The organism is Mesorhizobium delmotii (assembly GCF_900149755.1).
Classification (GTDB): Bacteria; Pseudomonadota; Alphaproteobacteria; order Rhizobiales; family Rhizobiaceae; genus Mesorhizobium; species Mesorhizobium delmotii.
Map to the genome: position 1 here is coordinate 128,315 of NZ_FUIG01000103.1, position 16,309 is coordinate 144,623.

Annotated in this window: 16 protein-coding genes; 4 read left to right on the forward strand and 12 right to left on the reverse strand. The window is 62.7% G+C overall.

From position 1 onward, the window contains the following. Position 1: 1 nt before the first annotated feature. Positions 2-652, reverse strand: coding sequence for a TetR/AcrR family transcriptional regulator C-terminal domain-containing protein (locus tag BQ8482_RS36300; protein ID WP_425294172.1), 651 nt, complete (start codon positions 650-652; stop codon positions 2-4). A gap of 169 nt (positions 653-821) precedes the next feature. On the opposite strand from BQ8482_RS36300, the gene BQ8482_RS36305 reads away from it, so the two are divergent. Beyond that, entirely contained in the window at positions 822-1,238 is a 417-nt protein-coding gene (locus BQ8482_RS36305) for an anthrone oxygenase family protein (protein ID WP_244603127.1), read from the forward strand. 37 nt (positions 1,239-1,275) lie between these two features. Here BQ8482_RS36305 and BQ8482_RS36310 read toward each other — a convergent pair whose 3' ends face one another. Continuing rightward, the gene (locus BQ8482_RS36310) at positions 1,276-1,734 is read right to left on the reverse strand and encodes a MarR family winged helix-turn-helix transcriptional regulator (RefSeq protein WP_123152091.1); all 459 of its coding nucleotides are present in this window, start codon (positions 1,732-1,734) and stop codon (positions 1,276-1,278) included. Between the two features lie 97 nt (positions 1,735-1,831). On the opposite strand from BQ8482_RS36310, the gene BQ8482_RS36315 reads away from it, so the two are divergent. Continuing rightward, entirely contained in the window at positions 1,832-2,593 is a 762-nt protein-coding gene (locus BQ8482_RS36315; RefSeq protein WP_123151897.1) for a glutathione S-transferase family protein, read from the forward strand. On the opposite strand, the gene BQ8482_RS36320 is transcribed toward BQ8482_RS36315, so the two are convergent. After that, positions 2,556-3,794 (reverse strand): FAD-dependent oxidoreductase, encoded by a 1,239-nt coding sequence (locus BQ8482_RS36320; RefSeq protein WP_123151898.1) that lies wholly within the window; start codon positions 3,792-3,794, stop codon positions 2,556-2,558. The two genes, BQ8482_RS36315 and BQ8482_RS36320, sit on opposite strands and share 38 nt — an antisense overlap. Before the next feature lie 95 nt (positions 3,795-3,889). Further along, positions 3,890-4,300: a winged helix-turn-helix transcriptional regulator gene (locus BQ8482_RS36325; protein ID WP_029352119.1), complete on the reverse strand. Its 411-nt coding sequence runs from the start codon at positions 4,298-4,300 to the stop codon at positions 3,890-3,892. 136 nt (positions 4,301-4,436) lie between these two features. On the opposite strand from BQ8482_RS36325, the gene BQ8482_RS36330 reads away from it, so the two are divergent. Then, a complete protein-coding gene (locus BQ8482_RS36330) occupies positions 4,437-5,327 on the forward strand; it encodes an SDR family oxidoreductase (RefSeq protein ID WP_123151899.1) in 891 nt (296 codons plus the stop codon). A gap of 158 nt (positions 5,328-5,485) precedes the next feature. Here the strand turns inward: BQ8482_RS36330 and BQ8482_RS36335 are convergent, their stop codons facing one another. Together BQ8482_RS36335 and BQ8482_RS36340 are read right to left on the reverse strand one after the other, a co-directional pair. Then, a complete protein-coding gene (locus tag BQ8482_RS36335) occupies positions 5,486-7,399 on the reverse strand; it encodes a potassium transporter Kup (protein WP_123151900.1) in 1,914 nt (637 codons plus the stop codon). A 103-nt stretch (positions 7,400-7,502) separates the two neighbouring features. Continuing rightward, positions 7,503-8,243, reverse strand: a complete 741-nt coding sequence (locus BQ8482_RS36340; protein WP_123151901.1) for a pyridoxine 5'-phosphate synthase — start codon at positions 8,241-8,243, stop codon at positions 7,503-7,505. Positions 8,244-8,355: 112 nt separating this feature from the next. Here BQ8482_RS36340 and BQ8482_RS36345 point away from each other — a divergent pair, with 112 nt between their 5' ends. Then, positions 8,356-8,760 carry a SpoIIAA family protein gene (locus tag BQ8482_RS36345; RefSeq protein WP_123151902.1) on the forward strand — a complete coding sequence of 135 codons (405 nt, stop codon included), beginning with the start codon at positions 8,356-8,358 and terminating at the stop codon, positions 8,758-8,760. Positions 8,761-8,787: 27 nt separating this feature from the next. On the opposite strand, the gene BQ8482_RS36350 is transcribed toward BQ8482_RS36345, so the two are convergent. The 6 genes from BQ8482_RS36350 to BQ8482_RS36375 all read right to left on the reverse strand — a co-directional run bounded on the left by BQ8482_RS36350 (position 8,788) and on the right by BQ8482_RS36375 (position 16,141). Continuing rightward, positions 8,788-9,915: an ATP-dependent DNA helicase gene (locus BQ8482_RS36350; RefSeq protein ID WP_123152092.1), complete on the reverse strand. Its 1,128-nt coding sequence runs from the start codon at positions 9,913-9,915 to the stop codon at positions 8,788-8,790. A 146-nt stretch (positions 9,916-10,061) separates the two neighbouring features. Continuing rightward, positions 10,062-10,448 carry a nitrile hydratase accessory protein gene (locus BQ8482_RS36355; RefSeq protein WP_165848851.1) on the reverse strand — a complete coding sequence of 129 codons (387 nt, stop codon included), beginning with the start codon at positions 10,446-10,448 and terminating at the stop codon, positions 10,062-10,064. Continuing rightward, positions 10,435-11,094 carry a nitrile hydratase subunit beta gene (gene nthB / locus BQ8482_RS36360; RefSeq protein WP_123151903.1) on the reverse strand — a complete coding sequence of 220 codons (660 nt, stop codon included), beginning with the start codon at positions 11,092-11,094 and terminating at the stop codon, positions 10,435-10,437. The genes BQ8482_RS36355 and nthB overlap by 14 nt, the downstream gene beginning before the upstream one ends. Continuing rightward, the gene (gene nthA / locus BQ8482_RS36365) at positions 11,091-11,696 is read right to left on the reverse strand and encodes a nitrile hydratase subunit alpha (protein WP_123151904.1); all 606 of its coding nucleotides are present in this window, start codon (positions 11,694-11,696) and stop codon (positions 11,091-11,093) included. Before nthA ends, nthB begins: the two co-directional genes overlap by 4 nt. A 66-nt stretch (positions 11,697-11,762) precedes the next feature. Beyond that, positions 11,763-14,924: an efflux RND transporter permease subunit gene (locus BQ8482_RS36370; RefSeq protein WP_123151905.1), complete on the reverse strand. Its 3,162-nt coding sequence runs from the start codon at positions 14,922-14,924 to the stop codon at positions 11,763-11,765. Next, on the reverse strand, positions 14,921-16,141 hold the full coding sequence (locus BQ8482_RS36375) for an efflux RND transporter periplasmic adaptor subunit (protein ID WP_123151906.1): 1,221 nt from the start codon (positions 16,139-16,141) through the stop codon (positions 14,921-14,923). Before BQ8482_RS36375 ends, BQ8482_RS36370 begins: the two co-directional genes overlap by 4 nt. Between the last annotated feature and the right edge of the window lie 168 nt (positions 16,142-16,309).

Sequence of the window (16,309 nt, forward strand, 5' to 3'; positions counted from 1 at the left end):
TTCAGAGGCCTTGCGGCCCGGTTTTTGCTCCATAAAGAGCGAGAAACTGCTGCGTCGCCCGGACGGCATCGCCGCCGATAGCCGCCTCAGTCAATTCCAGCCGGTCGCCGAGCAGCAGGCGAATCTGCACGTCACGGGCGACCAGCCCGAAAAAGGTGCGGAATGCCGCTTCGGCATCCGAGAACTCGAGAAGCCCGGCCTGCCGGCCGGCCTCCAGCACCGGCTTCAGGCGCCGGGCCAGCGCGAAGCGGCCGTTCTCCAGGACGATGGCGCCAAGATCGTCGTTCCCCGAGCCAGCACGGCCAATGGCGACGCGGTTCAGCGCGATCGATGTGTCGCTCGAAATCACCTTGAGCCAGTCCGAAGCGAAGCGTGCGAGGCTCACTGTCAGCGAAGCAAGGACGAGCCCCTTGCCGTCGACCGGCGGCACGCGCACCTTGGAGGCCTGCCATTGCACCGTTGCCGTCAACAGCCCGTCGCGATCGCCGAACCATTTGTAGAGCGTCTCCTTGGAACAGCTCGCCCGCCGCGCCACGGCGGTCATGGTCAACTGATCGCCCTCCTCGACCAACAGGCGAAGTGCGGCGTCGAGCACGGCTTTCTGCCGCTCCGTCAGCGATTCGCCGGTGTCGATATCGACGGTTGCCTGCAACAAGCTGTTTTCCTGCTCGATAACGGCGGCAGCCAGGCCGTACCGTACGTTACGGTTCGGCTTGGCTATGACGTATTGTCGGACCCGGTGCAAGCCCTATCTCCGCTTTTTGACGCATTCCAGGCCGGAACGACCTCCACTGGAAGGGCATGTCACGGAGGGAAGATGCTTGTCGGTCTGCTTGCTTACCGCCGCTTTCGCGGGCGCCGCCATCTATATCAGTGTCGCCGAGCAGCCGGCGCGGCTTCGCCTCGATGACAGGGCACTGCTGCAGGAATGGCAGCCTTCCTACAAGCGCGGCGCAGCCATGCAGGCGTCGATCGCCGTCGTCGCCTGTGTTCTTGGTGTCGTTGCCTGGTGGCAGACCGGCAGTCTCGCGCATCTGGTCGGGGCGGTGCTGATCATCCTGCCCTGGCCATGGACGCTGATCGCAATGATGCCGACAAACCGATTGCTGGAGGCGATGAACGCGGGCGCTGTCAATCCGCAAGCGAGGGCATTGATCGTTAAATGGGGCAATCTGCACTTGGTCCGCGTCGCGCTTGGCGTTCTGGCGGCACTGGCATTCCTCTGGGGGAGTGCCTGACATCGCCGCAACCGATCTTCAGCGCCAATGGGCCACATCACTCCAGCATGGCCGGATGACGCAGCCGCCCAAGCAGAGCCGACAAGGTTTCCAGGTCTTCATTGGAAAGCTTGGCACCGACCAGCTCCGCGATCGATCGTCCGTAGACGGCCCACATGTGGCGGCGCGTCTCACGCCCTTTCTCAGTAATGCGGATGGTCTGTCCGCGCCCGTCATCGGCAACCCTGAGCTTCTCGACCAGCCCGTCCGCTTCGAGCCGCGCCAGCAGCCGCGAGATGTTGTATTGCGCAAACAGGGTGCGCTCAATAAGCTGGAATGGTCGCAAGCCGCCCTCGCCGGCTTCGGCAAGCTCATGCAGCACGTCGTACCAGGCAAGCGGCGGTAAGCTGCTGTCCTTCAGCGCGTCTTCGGCTCTTTCTACCAGCTGGCGCGAAACGCGCATCAGGCGCGCCCAGGCCTTGATGGCCGTCGGCGAAGGGTCGGCTTTCTCCGTCATGATTGCAGCATAGCCGATAGATGCAATTGCATCAAGCTTGACGATCGATGCAAATGCATCTATATAAATGCAATTGCATTGATATCGGAGCACTGCCATGAAACATGAAATCTGCAAGGTCGCCGACATCCCGGAGACGGGCAGCCTGGTGGCCGGCAAGCTCGTTCTCGTCAGCCATCACCTTTGTCCCTATGTGCAGCGCGCGGCGATCTCGCTCGCCGAAAAGGACGTGCCGTTCGAACGCCTCACCATCGATCTCGCCAACAAGCCGGCCTGGTTCAAGGCGATATCGCCGCTCGGCAAGGTGCCGCTGCTGCGCGTGCAGCAGAATGGCGAGGAAACCGCGATCTTCGAATCGGCAGTCATCCTCGAATTTCTTGAGGAAACGCTTGCCAACCCGCTTCACCCTGCCGACCTGCTGGCCCGCGCCCGGCATCGCGCCTGGATCGAGTTCGGCTCGGCCATCCTCAACGCAATCGGTCGACTCTATTCCGCTCCGACCGAGGCTGCCTTTCTTGCCGAAAACGAAGGTCTGTCGGCAATGTTCGATCGTCTCGAAATAGAACTGACGGCTGGCCGAGCTGGGCCATGGTTTGCCGGCGAGCGCTTTTCACTGGTCGATGCTGTCTATGGACCAATCTTCCGCTATTTCGACACCTTCGATCGGATCGGCGAGTTCGGCATCCTGAGTGGAAAGCCGCGTGTCGAGGCCTGGCGGAAGGGATTGCACGAACGCAAGTCGGTGAAGAACGCTGTCGCCCCGGATTACCCACAGCGCCTTCTTGCATTCCTGCAAGCGAAGGGTTCACATCTTTCGAACCTCACCCGCCGCAACGAGGCGGCCACCGCGCTTCCTTGATACCGATCCGCTTGAACGGATCGACCACGGTTCCAGCCACCATCGAGGCAAGGATGTTTGGCGCCGGCGGGATTTTCGCCACCGACGCCACCAGCCAGTCGCGGACGAACGGCATCACGGTCGAATCCGACTGGTAGAAGGGCGTCAGCATCAGCGACAGCGCCTGAAACACCCGGACATGCCATCGCCGCGCCCGGACGTAGGCCTCGAGCGCAGTATCGACACGATCCGTTCCTATGAGCGCGTAATTGAGCGCTGCTGCATCGAGCAGCGCCATGTTCGCCCCTTGCCCGAGCTGCGGGCTGGTCGAATGCGCGGCATCGCCGATGACCGCCCATCGCCTTCCGGCCGGCATCTTGAGCGTGTGATGGCCGTAACGCGCCAGCGAGAGCTGGTCGAAATTGTCGATCTGGCGCGTGAACGCCTCGCATTCGGGCCACAGCCGAACCAACCTCGCCTTCCACGCGTCGAGACCCTTTGCCCTTACCTGCTCTGCGTCCGCCGGCTTCAGGCTCCAGAAGAATGCCGCCATCTTCTCAGCGCCGGGTTCCGGCCTCCCGATCGGCAGCACGCCGATCATCACGCTCGCTCTGTCGTAGCGCTGCAGCAGGGCGTGCTCGTCGAAACCGTCGCCGCGCCAGCCGAGCGACGCCCAGAACGCGCCATAGGCGAGCGGCCGCGGTTCACCCGGATTCTGCACACACTGCCGCAGTTTGGAGCGCGAACCGCTGGCATCGACGATTAGGTCGAATGGCCCTGTCCTTCGCCCGTTGCCGCAGATCAGCGTTGTCCGTTCGCCGGTTTCCAGCGTCTCGAGCTCGACGCCGGTTTCGATGGCGATCGCCTCGCGCCGAACGGCACGGAAAAGCACGCCGAACAAGGCCGCCCGGTGCACCGCCAGCCCGAAACGACTGCGGCGCTGCGCATCATAGCGGACGTCGAGTACGGTGCGGCCGGTTTGCGCATCGGCGCCATGCAGACGGTCGATGCGGCTGCCCAGCGCCAGGATGTCGTCGAGCAGGCCGAGATCGGCAAGCACCGTCAGCCCGGTCGGCTGCAGGATCAGCCCGGATCCGACCGGCTTTGGCTCGTCGAAGCGCTCGAAGACGGTGACCCGATGCCCGGCACGTTTCAGATAGAGTGCCGCGGCCAGTCCGGCCGGGCCGGCGCCGGCAATCGCGATGTCCAGAGAAATGCCCATTGCCCGCCGAATCTTCTCGCCCAAGCCGGACAATCCTTCAGCGGTATCGCCAAATCAAGCCGTCGCGCTTGGCGTTGCCGCTCCGGCACTGATGGTTAGGTCTCGGTAGCGTCGAATGCGTTCCGCGCGTCGCGCACAGCGCCATGATTGAGCTCGGCCCACTGGAGCAGCTGGTGCAGGGGTCCGAACATCGAGCGTCCGAGATCGGTCAGGCTGTATTCGACGCTCGGCGGCTTGGTCGGGAACACCTCGCGATGGACGTAACCGTCGCGCTGTAAATCGTGCAGCGTCTGGGTGAGCATGCGCTGTGAAATGTCGGGCACCAGCCGCCGCAATTCGCCGAACCGGTACGGCTTTTCGGCCAGCGCCATCATCAACAGCGAACTCCATTTGTTGCTGATGCCCTGGATCACATCGCGAACCGGACAGTCCGCAATGTTGCCCCCGCCGCTGCCCGCTTTGTAAATCTCGAGTTTCGATCTCAGACCGACGATTTTGCTGTCCATCGCTGGTTCCCTGCGCCTGCCTACCTCCCGCAAAACTGCCTTCTTTACGGAGGTCGGTCAATTCCTATTTTAGTGCTGGTCTCTTTTTGAGACTTATATAAGCACCCGCCGCTCCGGCGCAACGACAGGACTTCCCATGACCGAAACCCTTCTCGTCACCGGCGCCTCCGGCCAGCTCGGCCGCGGCGTCATCCATCATCTACTGGACACGCTCAAGGTTCCGCCCGCACGCATCATCGCCGCCACCCGTAATCCGGAAAACCTCGCCGACTTGGCGACGCGCGGCGTTGCCATCAGGCAAGCCGATTTCGATGACACGACGTCGCTCGTCGAGGCATTCAAGGGCGCCGGCAGGGTCCTGATCATCTCGACCGGCGAGATCGACCTTGGGGGCAAGCGCCTCAAGCAGCACGAGAATGCAGTCGCAGCCGCCAAGAAGGCTGGTGTCTCGCATCTGCTCTACACCTCGATGCCCAATCCTGAGCCGGGATCGCCGGTGCTGTTTGCGGGCGATCACTACGGGACCGAGCACGCGATCAAGGCGAGCGGCATCCCCTACACGATTTTCCGCAACGGCTGGTATCAGGAGAACCTGTTCATGTCGCTGCCGCATGCCATTGCCTCGGGGCAGTGGTACACATCGGCGGCCGACGGCCGCATCGCCCATGGCGCTCGCGACGACATGGCCGTGGCGATCGCCGCCGGCCTTGCCTCGGGCGATACTGAAAGCACCACATACACGCTGACGGGTCCGCAGGCCTACACGGTCGCCGAGATCGCGGCCCTGGTGACCGACGTCACCGGCAAGCCCATCGAGGTCGTTCAGCTTTCGGATGAAGCCTTGACCGAGGGCCTGAAGGCTGCCGGCGTTCCCGAAGGTTTTGCCCCCGTCGTCACCTCCTTCGACACCAACACGCGCTCCGGCCGCATCGGCATGGTGACCGACGCGATCGAGACACTTTCAGGCAGGAAGCCGAAATCGCTGAAGCAATTTCTTGAAGCGAACAAGGCAGCGCTAACCGGCTGAAGTCGGCCGTGGTCAGGGGCATGTCGAGATTCAGGTCAGGCCGAGTCGAGAATGGTGGGTTCCGAGAACCGGAGCGGAGCGTACTTTCGGGTACGTGAGCACCGGAAGCGCAGGTATCAGCCGTTCGCAGGCCGGCCCCACCTGAATATCGGCATGCCCTAGATAGCCACCTGCGTTCCGATCTCAACCACACGTCCGGTCGGGATCTGAAAATACTCCGTCGCATCCGCTGCCGTGCGCGCCAACCCGATGAACAGCTTGTCCTGCCACACCGGCATGCCGGAGTTGGGTGACGCCTTGAGCGAGCGCCGCGACAGGAAGAACGAGGTCGTCATGATGTCGAACTTCCAGCCCTGCTTGCGGCAGATCGCCAGCGCACGCGGGATGTTGGGCTGCTCCATGTAGCCGAAGGTCAGCGTCACCCGCATGAACAGCTCGTTGATCGTTTCCATCTTGACCCGGTCACTGTCGGGCACCATGGGCTGCTGCGCCGTCACCACCGAGAGGATGACGTTCTGTTCGTGCAGCACCTTGTAGTGCTTCAGGCTGTGCATCAGCGCGGTTGGCGCGCTGACGGGATCGCTGGTCAGGAACACGGCCGTACCGGACACCAGCTGCGGTTTCTTCTTCAACAAATTGCCGGCAAGGAAATCGAGCGGAATCTCGTTCCTGCGCGTCTTGTCGAACAGATAGCGACTCCCGCGTATCCAGGTCCCCATGATCAGCCCCATGATGCTGGCAACAGCGATTGAAACCCATCCGCCTTCCATGAATTTCACAATATTTGCCAGGAAGAAGCCGGTGTCTATCGTGCCAAAGAGCAGCGCGAGCGCCGCAGCGAGCGCGGTCTGCCATTTCCATTGCCACCGCATCACCACGAACAGCAAAATAGTCGTCATCAGCATTTCGCCTGTCACCGAAATTCCATAGGCGGAAGCCAGGGAACTCGAACTGCCAAAGCCCACGACCAACAGCATTACGCCGAGCGCGAGAATGAGATTCACGCGCGGCATGTAAATTTGGCCGAGTTGCATTTCGGAAGTATGCTGAACTTCGATTCTGGGCAGAAGATTGAGCTGCACCGCTTGCCTGGTCAGCGAAAACGCCCCGGAGATAACGGCTTGACTGGCGATGACAGTCGCTGCTGTTGCGAGCCCGACCATCGGTATCAGTGCCCAATCTGGCAGCATCTGGAAAAACGGATTGTCGGGCAGCCCCCCGTGAGCAAGAACGAATGCGCCTTGCCCAAAATAGCTGAGCAGCAGGCAGGGGAAGACGATCCAGAACCAGGCTAGCACGATTGGACGGCGACCGAAGTGTCCGAGATCGACGTAAAGCGCTTCAGCACCGGTAACCGCCAGAAAAACCGCGCCGACGGTGAGAAATGCACCCGCTTTGGCTTCGGCAAGGTAGACGACTGCATAATAGGGGTTGATTGCCAGAAGTACCGAGACATCGTCAAGAATATGCACCAACCCGAAAATGCCGATCGCCAGAAACCAGAGCGCCGTCACCGGCCCGAAAACGGAGGCCACTCTGCCGGTCCCGAAGCGCTGCACGGCAAACAAGACGGCAAGAATCACCAATGTAATGGGAACCACGTACGGATCGAACGCCGGGGTCACGACGCTCAGCCCTTCCACCGCTGAAAGCACCGAGATGGCCGGCGTTATGATCGCGTCGCCGAAAAACAGTGCGGCTCCGCAGAGACCAATGGCAAGAATGATGCCGGAACCAGCCGGATAAGCTTTCCGGGCCAGCGCCATAAGCGACAGGGTACCGCCTTCACCCTTGTTATCCGCCCGAAGCACGAAGGCGACGTATTTGATTGTCACGATAATCGTCAGTGCCCAGACGATCAGCGACAGAATGCCCAGAACGGCACTGCGCGGATCGGTGCCGGACGAAGCATGCAGTGCTTCGCGAAGCGCATAGATCGGGCTGGTGCCGATATCGCCATAGACCACGCCGAGAGCGCCCAGCATCAAAACCTTGGTGCTGTGCTTTTCGACCTCAGGATGGCTTGATTGTTCGACGGGTTCTGCCTCACTACCACTGTTGGTAAGGGCCATGGACGACACTCCGATAAGCGCGCGGTGCTCTACGCTTGCTGCGATGCAATATCAAGTGCCCCAACGTGATGGCTGCCATGTCCGCAAAGCGCGGCTTCCATCCCTACCACCCACAGGCCTTCAGAAATCTTTTGACCGTGCCGGCCATGCCATACTCCAACGCATCGGCTGTCAACCCATGTCCAATCGACACTTCGGCCAATGCCGGGATGCGCTTTGCCAATGCCGGCAGGTTGCTCACCACCAGATCGTGGCCGGCATTGACCTGAAGCCCGGCGGCAAGCGCGGCTTCCGCGGTTTTTCCCAATCTTTCCAGCTCCTTTGCCGCTTTTACCGAATCAGAATGATAGCTGCCATATGGACCCGTGTAGAGCTCGATCCGGTCGGCGCCGGTGTCGCGCGCGGCCTTCATGCCTGCCGGATCCGGGTCGGAAAACAACGATACGCGAAAGCCTCCCTTTTTCAGGCGCTTGACGATCGGTGTCAGGAACGCCGCCTCGGCGGCGAAGTTCCAGCCATGGTCGGAGGTGGCCTGGGCAGGGTCGTCGGGCACCAGCGTCACCTGCTCCGGCTGGTGCTTTTCAACAAGCGCCAGGAAATCCTCGCTTGGATAGCCCTCGATGTTGAACTCCGCCTGGGGGAATTCGTCGTCGATCAACGCCCTGATCTCCGGCAGGTCGGAATGCCTGGTGTGCCGCTCGTCGGGCCGCGGATGCACGGTCAGCCCATGCGCGCCCGCGGCCAGCGCCAGTCGCCCGAGCCCGGTCACATCAGGCCACGGCAGGTCGCGCCGGTTGCGCAGCATAGCGATGGCATTGAGATTGACGGAGAGTTTTGCAGGCATGGGTTCTCGGGTCCGGGTGTATTTGCGGCCATCTATACCGCCTTTGGCGGGAACAGACAGGGGGTTTCCGGTGTTCCAGAGGGACGTATAATATCCAGCAAGAGGAAGACCCGTGAATTATCTTGAAGCCGTGCCGGCGGTTCGCCGCATCGACACCGACCGCGACGACCTGTTCGCCATTGACGTCGTCGGCCATGTCACGGCGGCCGATGCGGAAAACCTGTTCGGTTTGCTGGAGGCGGCTTACGCGCTGCACCCGAAAATCGACGTGCTGGTGCGCCTGATCGACCATGATGGCGTCGATTGGGTCGATGTGTCGGACGAAACGCTTGAACAGGGCACTGCCCATGCCGTGGAGCATGTCGGCCGCTGCGCTGCGGTCGGCGAGCCGAACTGGGTACCCAGCGCACAGAGCTTGCAGCCTGCTTCCTCGCCCGTCGAGATCAGGCATTTCGAGGCAGAGGACGAAGCATCCGCCTGGGAATGGCTCGGCGCCAGACCGCTTGCGCCACGCTGACGCAGTCACAGTCCTGGCTCGATCCGCCTATCTGACAATCGTCAGCCGTTCGGCCGCGCGCGTGATCGCGGTGTAGAGCCAGCGCTGACGGGTTTCCTTGAACGCCCAGCTTTCGTCGAAAAGCACGATCTCGTTCCACTGCGAGCCTTGCGACTTGTGCACGGTCAGCGCGTAGCCGTAGTCGAAATCGTCGAAGCGCTTTTTCTGCTGCCAGGGAATGTCGGCGTCCGGGTCCTCGAACGCTGCCTTGAGCAGCTTGATCTTGGCGACGCCGCGGTCCGGATCGTCCTCCTCCGGCGAGACCAGCAAATTGATGCCGGGTTTCACCGTCTCGCGCGACGAGGTCATCACCTTCCACAGCGAGCCGTTGAGCAATCCCTTGGCAGGGTCGTTACGCAGGCAGACGAGCTTGTCGCCCGCTTGTGGAAAGTCGGCATTGAACCCCTTCAGCTCGCGCAGCCGCTGATTATAGCGACGCCGCGTCCTGTTGGTGCCGACCAGCACCTGGTCCGCCTTCAGCACCAGTTCCTGGGTGACGTCTTCCTTGCCGATCACGTGCGCCGTGCCATAGTCGCCGCGCATGAATTCGCGCCCCTCGCGCACGTCGAGCGCCAGCCGGATGATCGGGTTGTCGCGCGCCTGCCGGTGGATCTCGGTGAGAAGAATATCCGGCTCATGCTCGGTGAAGAAGCCGCCGCCCGAGATCGGCGGCAACTGGCCGGGATCGCCGAGAACAAGGATCGGCGTGCCGAAACTCATCAGGTCGCGGCCGAGCTGTTCGTCGACCATCGAACATTCGTCTATGACCACGAGCTTGGCCCGCGAGATCGGGCTCTGCCGGTTGAGCGAAAAGGTCGGCGATATCGAAGTCTTGCCGGTCACCTCGTCTGCTACCGATTCCTCGCCCTTCGGCCGGTAGATCAGCGAATGGATGGTGCGGGCATTGACCGCGCCCTTGGAACGCAGCACCTGCGCCGCCTTGCCGGTGAAGGCTGCGAATTGCACCTGGCCGTCGACATGTTCGGCGAAATAGCGCGCCAGCGTCGTCTTGCCGGTGCCGGCATAGCCGAACAGCCGGAAGAGCTGCGGCTTTCCAGACTTGAGCCAGGTGGCGACCGCTTTCAGCGCGTCGTCCTGTTGAGGAGAGAATTCCATCAGCGCGAGAGACCGGATTCGCGAGGGAAAGACAAGGCCGACGGCCACTAATCAAGTTCGTCGGCAGCGGGCCGCACCGCCTCCAATGACGCTATTTATCAGGCAGAGGTCGGAACGTAAAGAGAACGAAGTCGAGCCGCCACGACCTAGCCGGTCGGGCCGCCACGACCTTCGGTCGGGCCGGGATCGTTGTCGAGCAGGATCGGCTTGCCATGCGGCGTCGAATGCGCGGCGCGTTCCCAGGCGGCAGCGAGCGAATCGACGTCGCCCTTGCCGGCAACGCCTTTGGCCGACAGCAAATTCTCCAGCGCCGCCAGCCAGTGCTCGTAATAATCGTGGCCATCGCTTGCGACACCCGGTTTCCTGACCTCGGCGGACAAGGCGTCTGCCCATTCGCTCCAGGAGAACAGGCCCTTGTCGTGCAGCGCAACCGTCATGGCGAAGGCTTCCGCTTGCCATGGCTCTGCGAACACCGGCGCATCGACGCCAGCAGGCAGCGTGGCGGTGACTGACTTCGCCTCACGCCGGCTCAAGATAGCTCTCCCAGGCGTCGATCGACACGGTCAGCGTCGGGTCGGCGCCCTCGCCCCAGATCTCCGCGCCGTCAAAAACCACGGTATAGACCCATTGCGGGTTTTCGCCTTGCCCATGCGCATTCGTGTCGGGGAAGACAAAACCATCGCGCACCGCCTCGACGGCGCCCTGCTTGCCGCGTGCGTAGCGCGGCAGCCTTGTGTGGCCGGTCGGATGGAAATTCTTCGTCCGCACGAGGTCGCCAGCCTTGAACCGCGCCGGTGTGGCAACCGGCCGGTCGCAGGGGCCGCCCTTAGCCAACACTGCCGGCACGTTTTCGGCCTTCAGCACCCGCTTTGGCGTTGCGGCAGGGTCGACCGCCTTGCCCGCGGCCAGATCGCGGTCGCTGACAAAACCATGCCGCTTCAGCAAGGTTTCGAGCGCCTTGATCCAGATCTCGTAGTAGCTGGAGCCATAGTAGTCGGCGGGATGCAGCGATTCCCGCGCATGCCGGCTCTCGTCGATGGTCCAGGCGCCCATGGCGCCCGCGCACAGCGTCACGCCAAGCGCCCGTCTTTCCCATTCGGCATGGAAATAGGGTTCGTCCTTTTCGGGTGCGACCGGCCCGAACCCCATCTGCCCGCCGAGATCCTGCGGCCCGTTCATGCCGGCTCCCGCGCCAGTCCGGCGCCGATCATCGCGTCGCGCGTCACCAGATCGGCCAGCCGCTCCTCGCTCCAGCCATCGGTGCCGTTCGGCCGCATCGGCACGACCAGGTAACGCAGTTCGGCGGTAGAATCCCATACCCGGATCTTTGTCGTTGCCGGCAAGATCAGCCCGAATTCCTCGAGCACGCCGCGCGGATCGATGACCGCGCGCGAACGATAGGGCGGGGCCTTGTACCAGACCGGCGGCAGGCCGAGCACCGACCACGGGTAGCAGGAGCACAGCGTGCAGACGATGAGGTTGTGCGTGTCCGCCGTGTTGAACACGGCCTGCATGTGCTCGCCCTGCCGGCCGGTGTAGCCGAGCGAACCGATCGCCGCCGTCGCGTCGCGTTTCAGCCGGGCGGCAAAGTCAGGGTCGACCCACGCCTTCGCCACCACCTTGGCGCCGTTGCGCGGACCGATTTTTGTCTCATAGGTGTCGACGATCACGTCGATCGCGGCCGGATCGATCAGCCCTTTCTGGGTGAGGATCGTCTCCAGCGCGCGCACCCGGGCGGCAAAAGGATCAAGCTCGTTGTCGTGGTCGTGGTTACGGGACATGGCCGTAAATTACGGCTGCAAGCATTCCACCGCAAGCGCCACGGCTTGGGCCAGCCCTATCGACTTCTACTCGGCTGCCGCCTTCTGCGGCTCGCCCTGCGACTCTTCTCCGTGCTCGAACAGCGACGGCTGGTCGACAGCTTCGACCGGTGGCTGCTCGTCCCGGCGCTTCGGCCACGGCCCGACAAGCCAGCCGGAAAAATGCTCCATGTAGACAAAGATGACCGGCGTGACGAACAGCGTCAGCGCTTGCGAAGCGACGAGGCCGCCGACCACTGCCACGCCGAGCGGCTGGCGCAGTTCGGCGCTGGCGCCGGTGCCGAGCGCGATCGGGATCGTGCCCATCAGCGCCGCCAGCGTCGTCATCATGATCGGCCGGAAGCGCATCAGGCAGGCCTTGTGAATGGACTCGAGCGGCGACATCCCCTCGCGCCTGAGTTCGAGCGCGACGTCGATCATCATAATGCCGTTCTTCTTGACGATGCCGATCAGCATCAGGATGCCGATGACAGCGATCACCGAAAGATCCATCCCCGCAAGCCGCAACGCAACAAGCGCGCCGAGCACCGCGGACGGAAGTCCGGTCAGGATGGTGAGCGGATGGATGAAGCTCTCGTAGAGGATGCCGAGGACGATGTAGATGGTCAGGATTGCGCCGCCGATCAGCAGGCCCTGGTTGGCAAGCGAATCCTGGAACGTTTTCGCCGTGCCCGAAAAAGTGGTCGAGATCGTCGCCGGCATGCCGATCTTTTCCTTCAGCGCATTGATGCGGCTCACGCTGTCGCCGAGCGCGACGCCTTGCGGCAGATTGTAGGAAATGGTCACCGCCGGAAGCTGGCCGAGTTGGTTGACGGTCAAGGCACCGGCGGTCCGATCGACACGAGCGAAGGCGCCGAGCGGCACCAGGCTGCCGCTGGCCGTCCTCACCTTGATCGCCAGCATCCTTTCTGGCGACCACTCGATCCTCGGGTCGAGTTCCATGATCACTTCATAGCTGTCGGCCGAACCGAAGATGGTCGACACCTGCTCGGTGCCGAACCCGCCATAGAGGCTGGAGCGCAACGTATCGGTGTCAACGCCGAGCGTCGCCGCCTTGTCGCGGTCGACCACCAGCGACGCCTGCAAGGCGTTGTTCTGCAAATCATTGGTGACGTCGGTGAAGGCGCTAAGGTCGGCGGCCATCGCATCGGTGAGCTTCTGCGCCCAAGCGTCCGCCGCGCCGATGTCGAGGCCCTGCACGACGAGCTGATAGGCGCTGGCCGAAGCGCGCGCGCCGAGCCGCAGATTCTGCACAGGCTGCATGAAGGTTTCGATGCCGGGGACATTGGCCAGCTGCCGCCGCAGATCCGAGAGCACCTTGTCGATATCGGGGCGCTGGTCCTTGTCCTTCAATTGCACATAGAGCCGGCCCTGGTTGAGCGCGCTGTCTCCGCCGCCTACCGACCACCCTACATGCGAGACATAGGGTGAATGGGTGAAGACATCGGCCACTTGCCCCTGCAACTTCACCATGGCGTCGAACGAAATGTCCTGGCGCGCGGTGGTCGTCACCGAAATTTGGCCGATATCCTCCTGCGGGAAGAAGCCTTTCGGCGAGGTCTGGATCAGCCAGACCGACAGTGCGGCCGTCCCAACGAAGACGAGAAAAACCACGAAACTGTGCCGCAGGCAAAACGTCAGCAGCCAGTCATAGCCCCGCATGAAGACATTGTGCCTGTGGCCTTCGCCCTGCGCTGCTTCGCGCTCGGCCTTCACAGATAAAAGCCGCGAGCACAGCATCGGCGTCAGCGTCAGCGACACGAACATCGACGCAAGAATGGCGACCGTCACCACCACCGCGAACTCGTTGAAGATGCGCCCGATCACTCCACCCATCAAAAGCACGGGGATGAACACAGCAACCAGCGAGATTGAGATCGAGATGATGGTGAAGCCGATTTCGCGGGCGCCCTTGAGCGCCGCTTCGAGGGCCGAGAGCCCGTCCTCCTCCATGTGGCGGAAGATGTTCTCCAGCATCACGATCGCATCATCGACGACAAGGCCGACCGCCAGCGTCAGCCCCATCAGCGAGATGTTGTCGATGGAAAAGCCGAACAGGAACATGGCGCCGAGCGTGGCGATCAGCGAGATCGGCACCGCCACCGTCGGGATGATCGTCGCCGATACCCGGCGCAGGAACAGGAAGATCACCATCACCACCAGCACGATGGTGAGCAGCAGTGTGAACTGCACGTCGTCGACCGCCTCGCGGATCGAAGTCGAGCGGTCGTTGAGCAACCGGATACTGGCCGCCGCCGGCATTTGATCCTGGAAGGACGGCAGCATCGCCTTGACGCGGTCAACGACGTCGACGGTATTGGCATCGGGCTGGCGCTGCACGGCCATGATGATCGCGCGGGTGCCGTCGTACCAGCTGGCCGTCGTCGTGGTCTCGACCGAATCGATGACGCGGGTCACCTCGCCGAGCCGAACCGGACGGCCGTTCCTGGTGGCTATGATGATTTTGGAAAATCCCGCCGCGTTGTTCAGCTGCGTATTGGCGGTGATCGTCAGCTGCTGCTTGTCGTTCTGCAGCACGCCGAGCGGCGTGTTGCTATTGGCCGAGGCGATCGCCGTCTGCAGCTGGTCGATCGAAATGCCGCGTGCGGCGAGCGCAGTCGGATCGATCTGGACGCGCACCGCGTATTTCTGCTGGCCGAAGATCGAGACCTGCGCCACGCCTTCGATCGTCGACAGCGACGGCGAGATTACATTCTCGGCAAAGCCATCGAGATCGGTCAGCGGGACCGTGTCGCTGACCAGCGACATCAGGAGGATCGGCGCATCGGCCGGATTGACCTTACGGTAACTCGGCGGGCTGGTCATCTCAGGCGGCAATTGCCGCTGCGTTCGTGCGATCGCCGCCTGCACGTCGGCAGCGGCCGCATCGATATCACGATTGAGCACGAACTGGATGGCGATCGAGGTGGAGCCGAGCGAATTGGTGGTCGAGATCGAATCGATGCCCGCGATGGTGGTAAACTGCTTGATCAGCGGCGTTGCCACCGAGGTCGCCATGGTTTCCGGCGAGGCGCCGGGCAGCGAGGCCGAGACGTTAACCACCGGAAGCTCGGCGCTAGGCAGAGCGGCCACCGGCAGGAACTTGTAAGCGAACAGCCCGCCCAGCACGAGCGCAAAGGACATGAGCAGGGTGGCGACAGGCCTGCGGATGCAGAATTCGGAGATCATGGCCGCGTCCCGCCCGCCTTGCCAGCCTCGGCAACCCTAGGAGACGCCTGATCACTGGCCTCGCCTTCGTGGACTGGTGAGCCGTTCTTCAGCTTTGCCTGGCCCTCGACGACGACACGTTCGCCGCTTTTCAGCCCTTCGCCGATAGCGCTCTTGTCGCCTTCGCTCAGTGCGACCTGCACGGGCCGCACCTCCACCGTGTTGTCGGGCTTGATCACATAGACGAATGGCCCCTTCTGGCTAGGCTGCACCGCAACCGTGGGAACCGAGGTCATTTGCGGCATGATGCCGGCATCGAGCACGACATTGACATATTGGCCTGGCCACAACCAAAGATCGGCATTGGGCACGCTGGCCCGCGTCGCGATTGTGCCGGAGGCGGTGTCGACGCTGGAATCGACGAAATCGAGGGTCCCCTTGCCGATCGGTGTCGGATCGCCGTCCCTGGTCAGCGTGACTGCACCTTCCTGCGGCTCCGCCAGCGCCTTGTGCAGCAAGGCAAGATCGCTATCCGGAAGGTTGAAGTTCACCTGCAGCGGGTCCACCTGGGTGATGGTCACCAGCGGGGCCGACGTGCTGTTGCCGTTGCTGGTGGTGACGAGATCGCCGATCGCGACGTTGACCGCACCCAGCCTGCCGGAAATCGGCGCCGTGATCGTGGCAAAGCCAAGCTGGACCTCGTCCGCATCGATCGTTGCCTTGTCGGCATCGACCGTGGCCGCGGCGGACTTCTGCGCGGCGATCGCCTGGTCGTAGGTCTGCTGCGTGCCGGCCTGCTTGGCGACGAGATTCTTGGCGCGCTCAAGATCGGCCGTGGCATTGGCAAGCAGCGCCTGGTCCTTGGCGAGCGTCGCCTGATCGCGGGCCAGTTGCGCCTTCAGCGCGCGATCGTCCAGCGAGAACAGGAGGTCGCCAGCCCTCACCATCTGCCCGTCCTTGACGGCGATCGATGTGATCTGGCTCGAGATCCGTGCGTTGACGCTGACTACGGCGGGGGAGGATACGAAGCCGATGGCGTAGCGCCGGATCGGGAAGTCGGCCGTCGAAGCGGTGGCGGCAACCACCGAGGTCGAGCGTGCTGCATTTGCGGCCGCCGATTTGTCAGGCGCCGCCTGGCCCGCTGACAGCATCTGCCAGACTTTGTCCGTCGCCGCGGGCGAAAGGTACAGCCCGGCCGCGACAAGGCAGGCGACCGCAAGCACGATCTTTCCACGCATCGTCAAAGGCCTTTTATCCGACACGCCGTGGTTCGGTGGTCACATCTGGCGTAACTCGCAGCCTCGTGCCGCGGTTTCACCAAATAGAATAGATAGAGGGCGCCGAAGGCGAAAAAGGGCCAAAACCCGGCATTACGAAGATTTAATGTGCAGTGCACAACAAGCGTC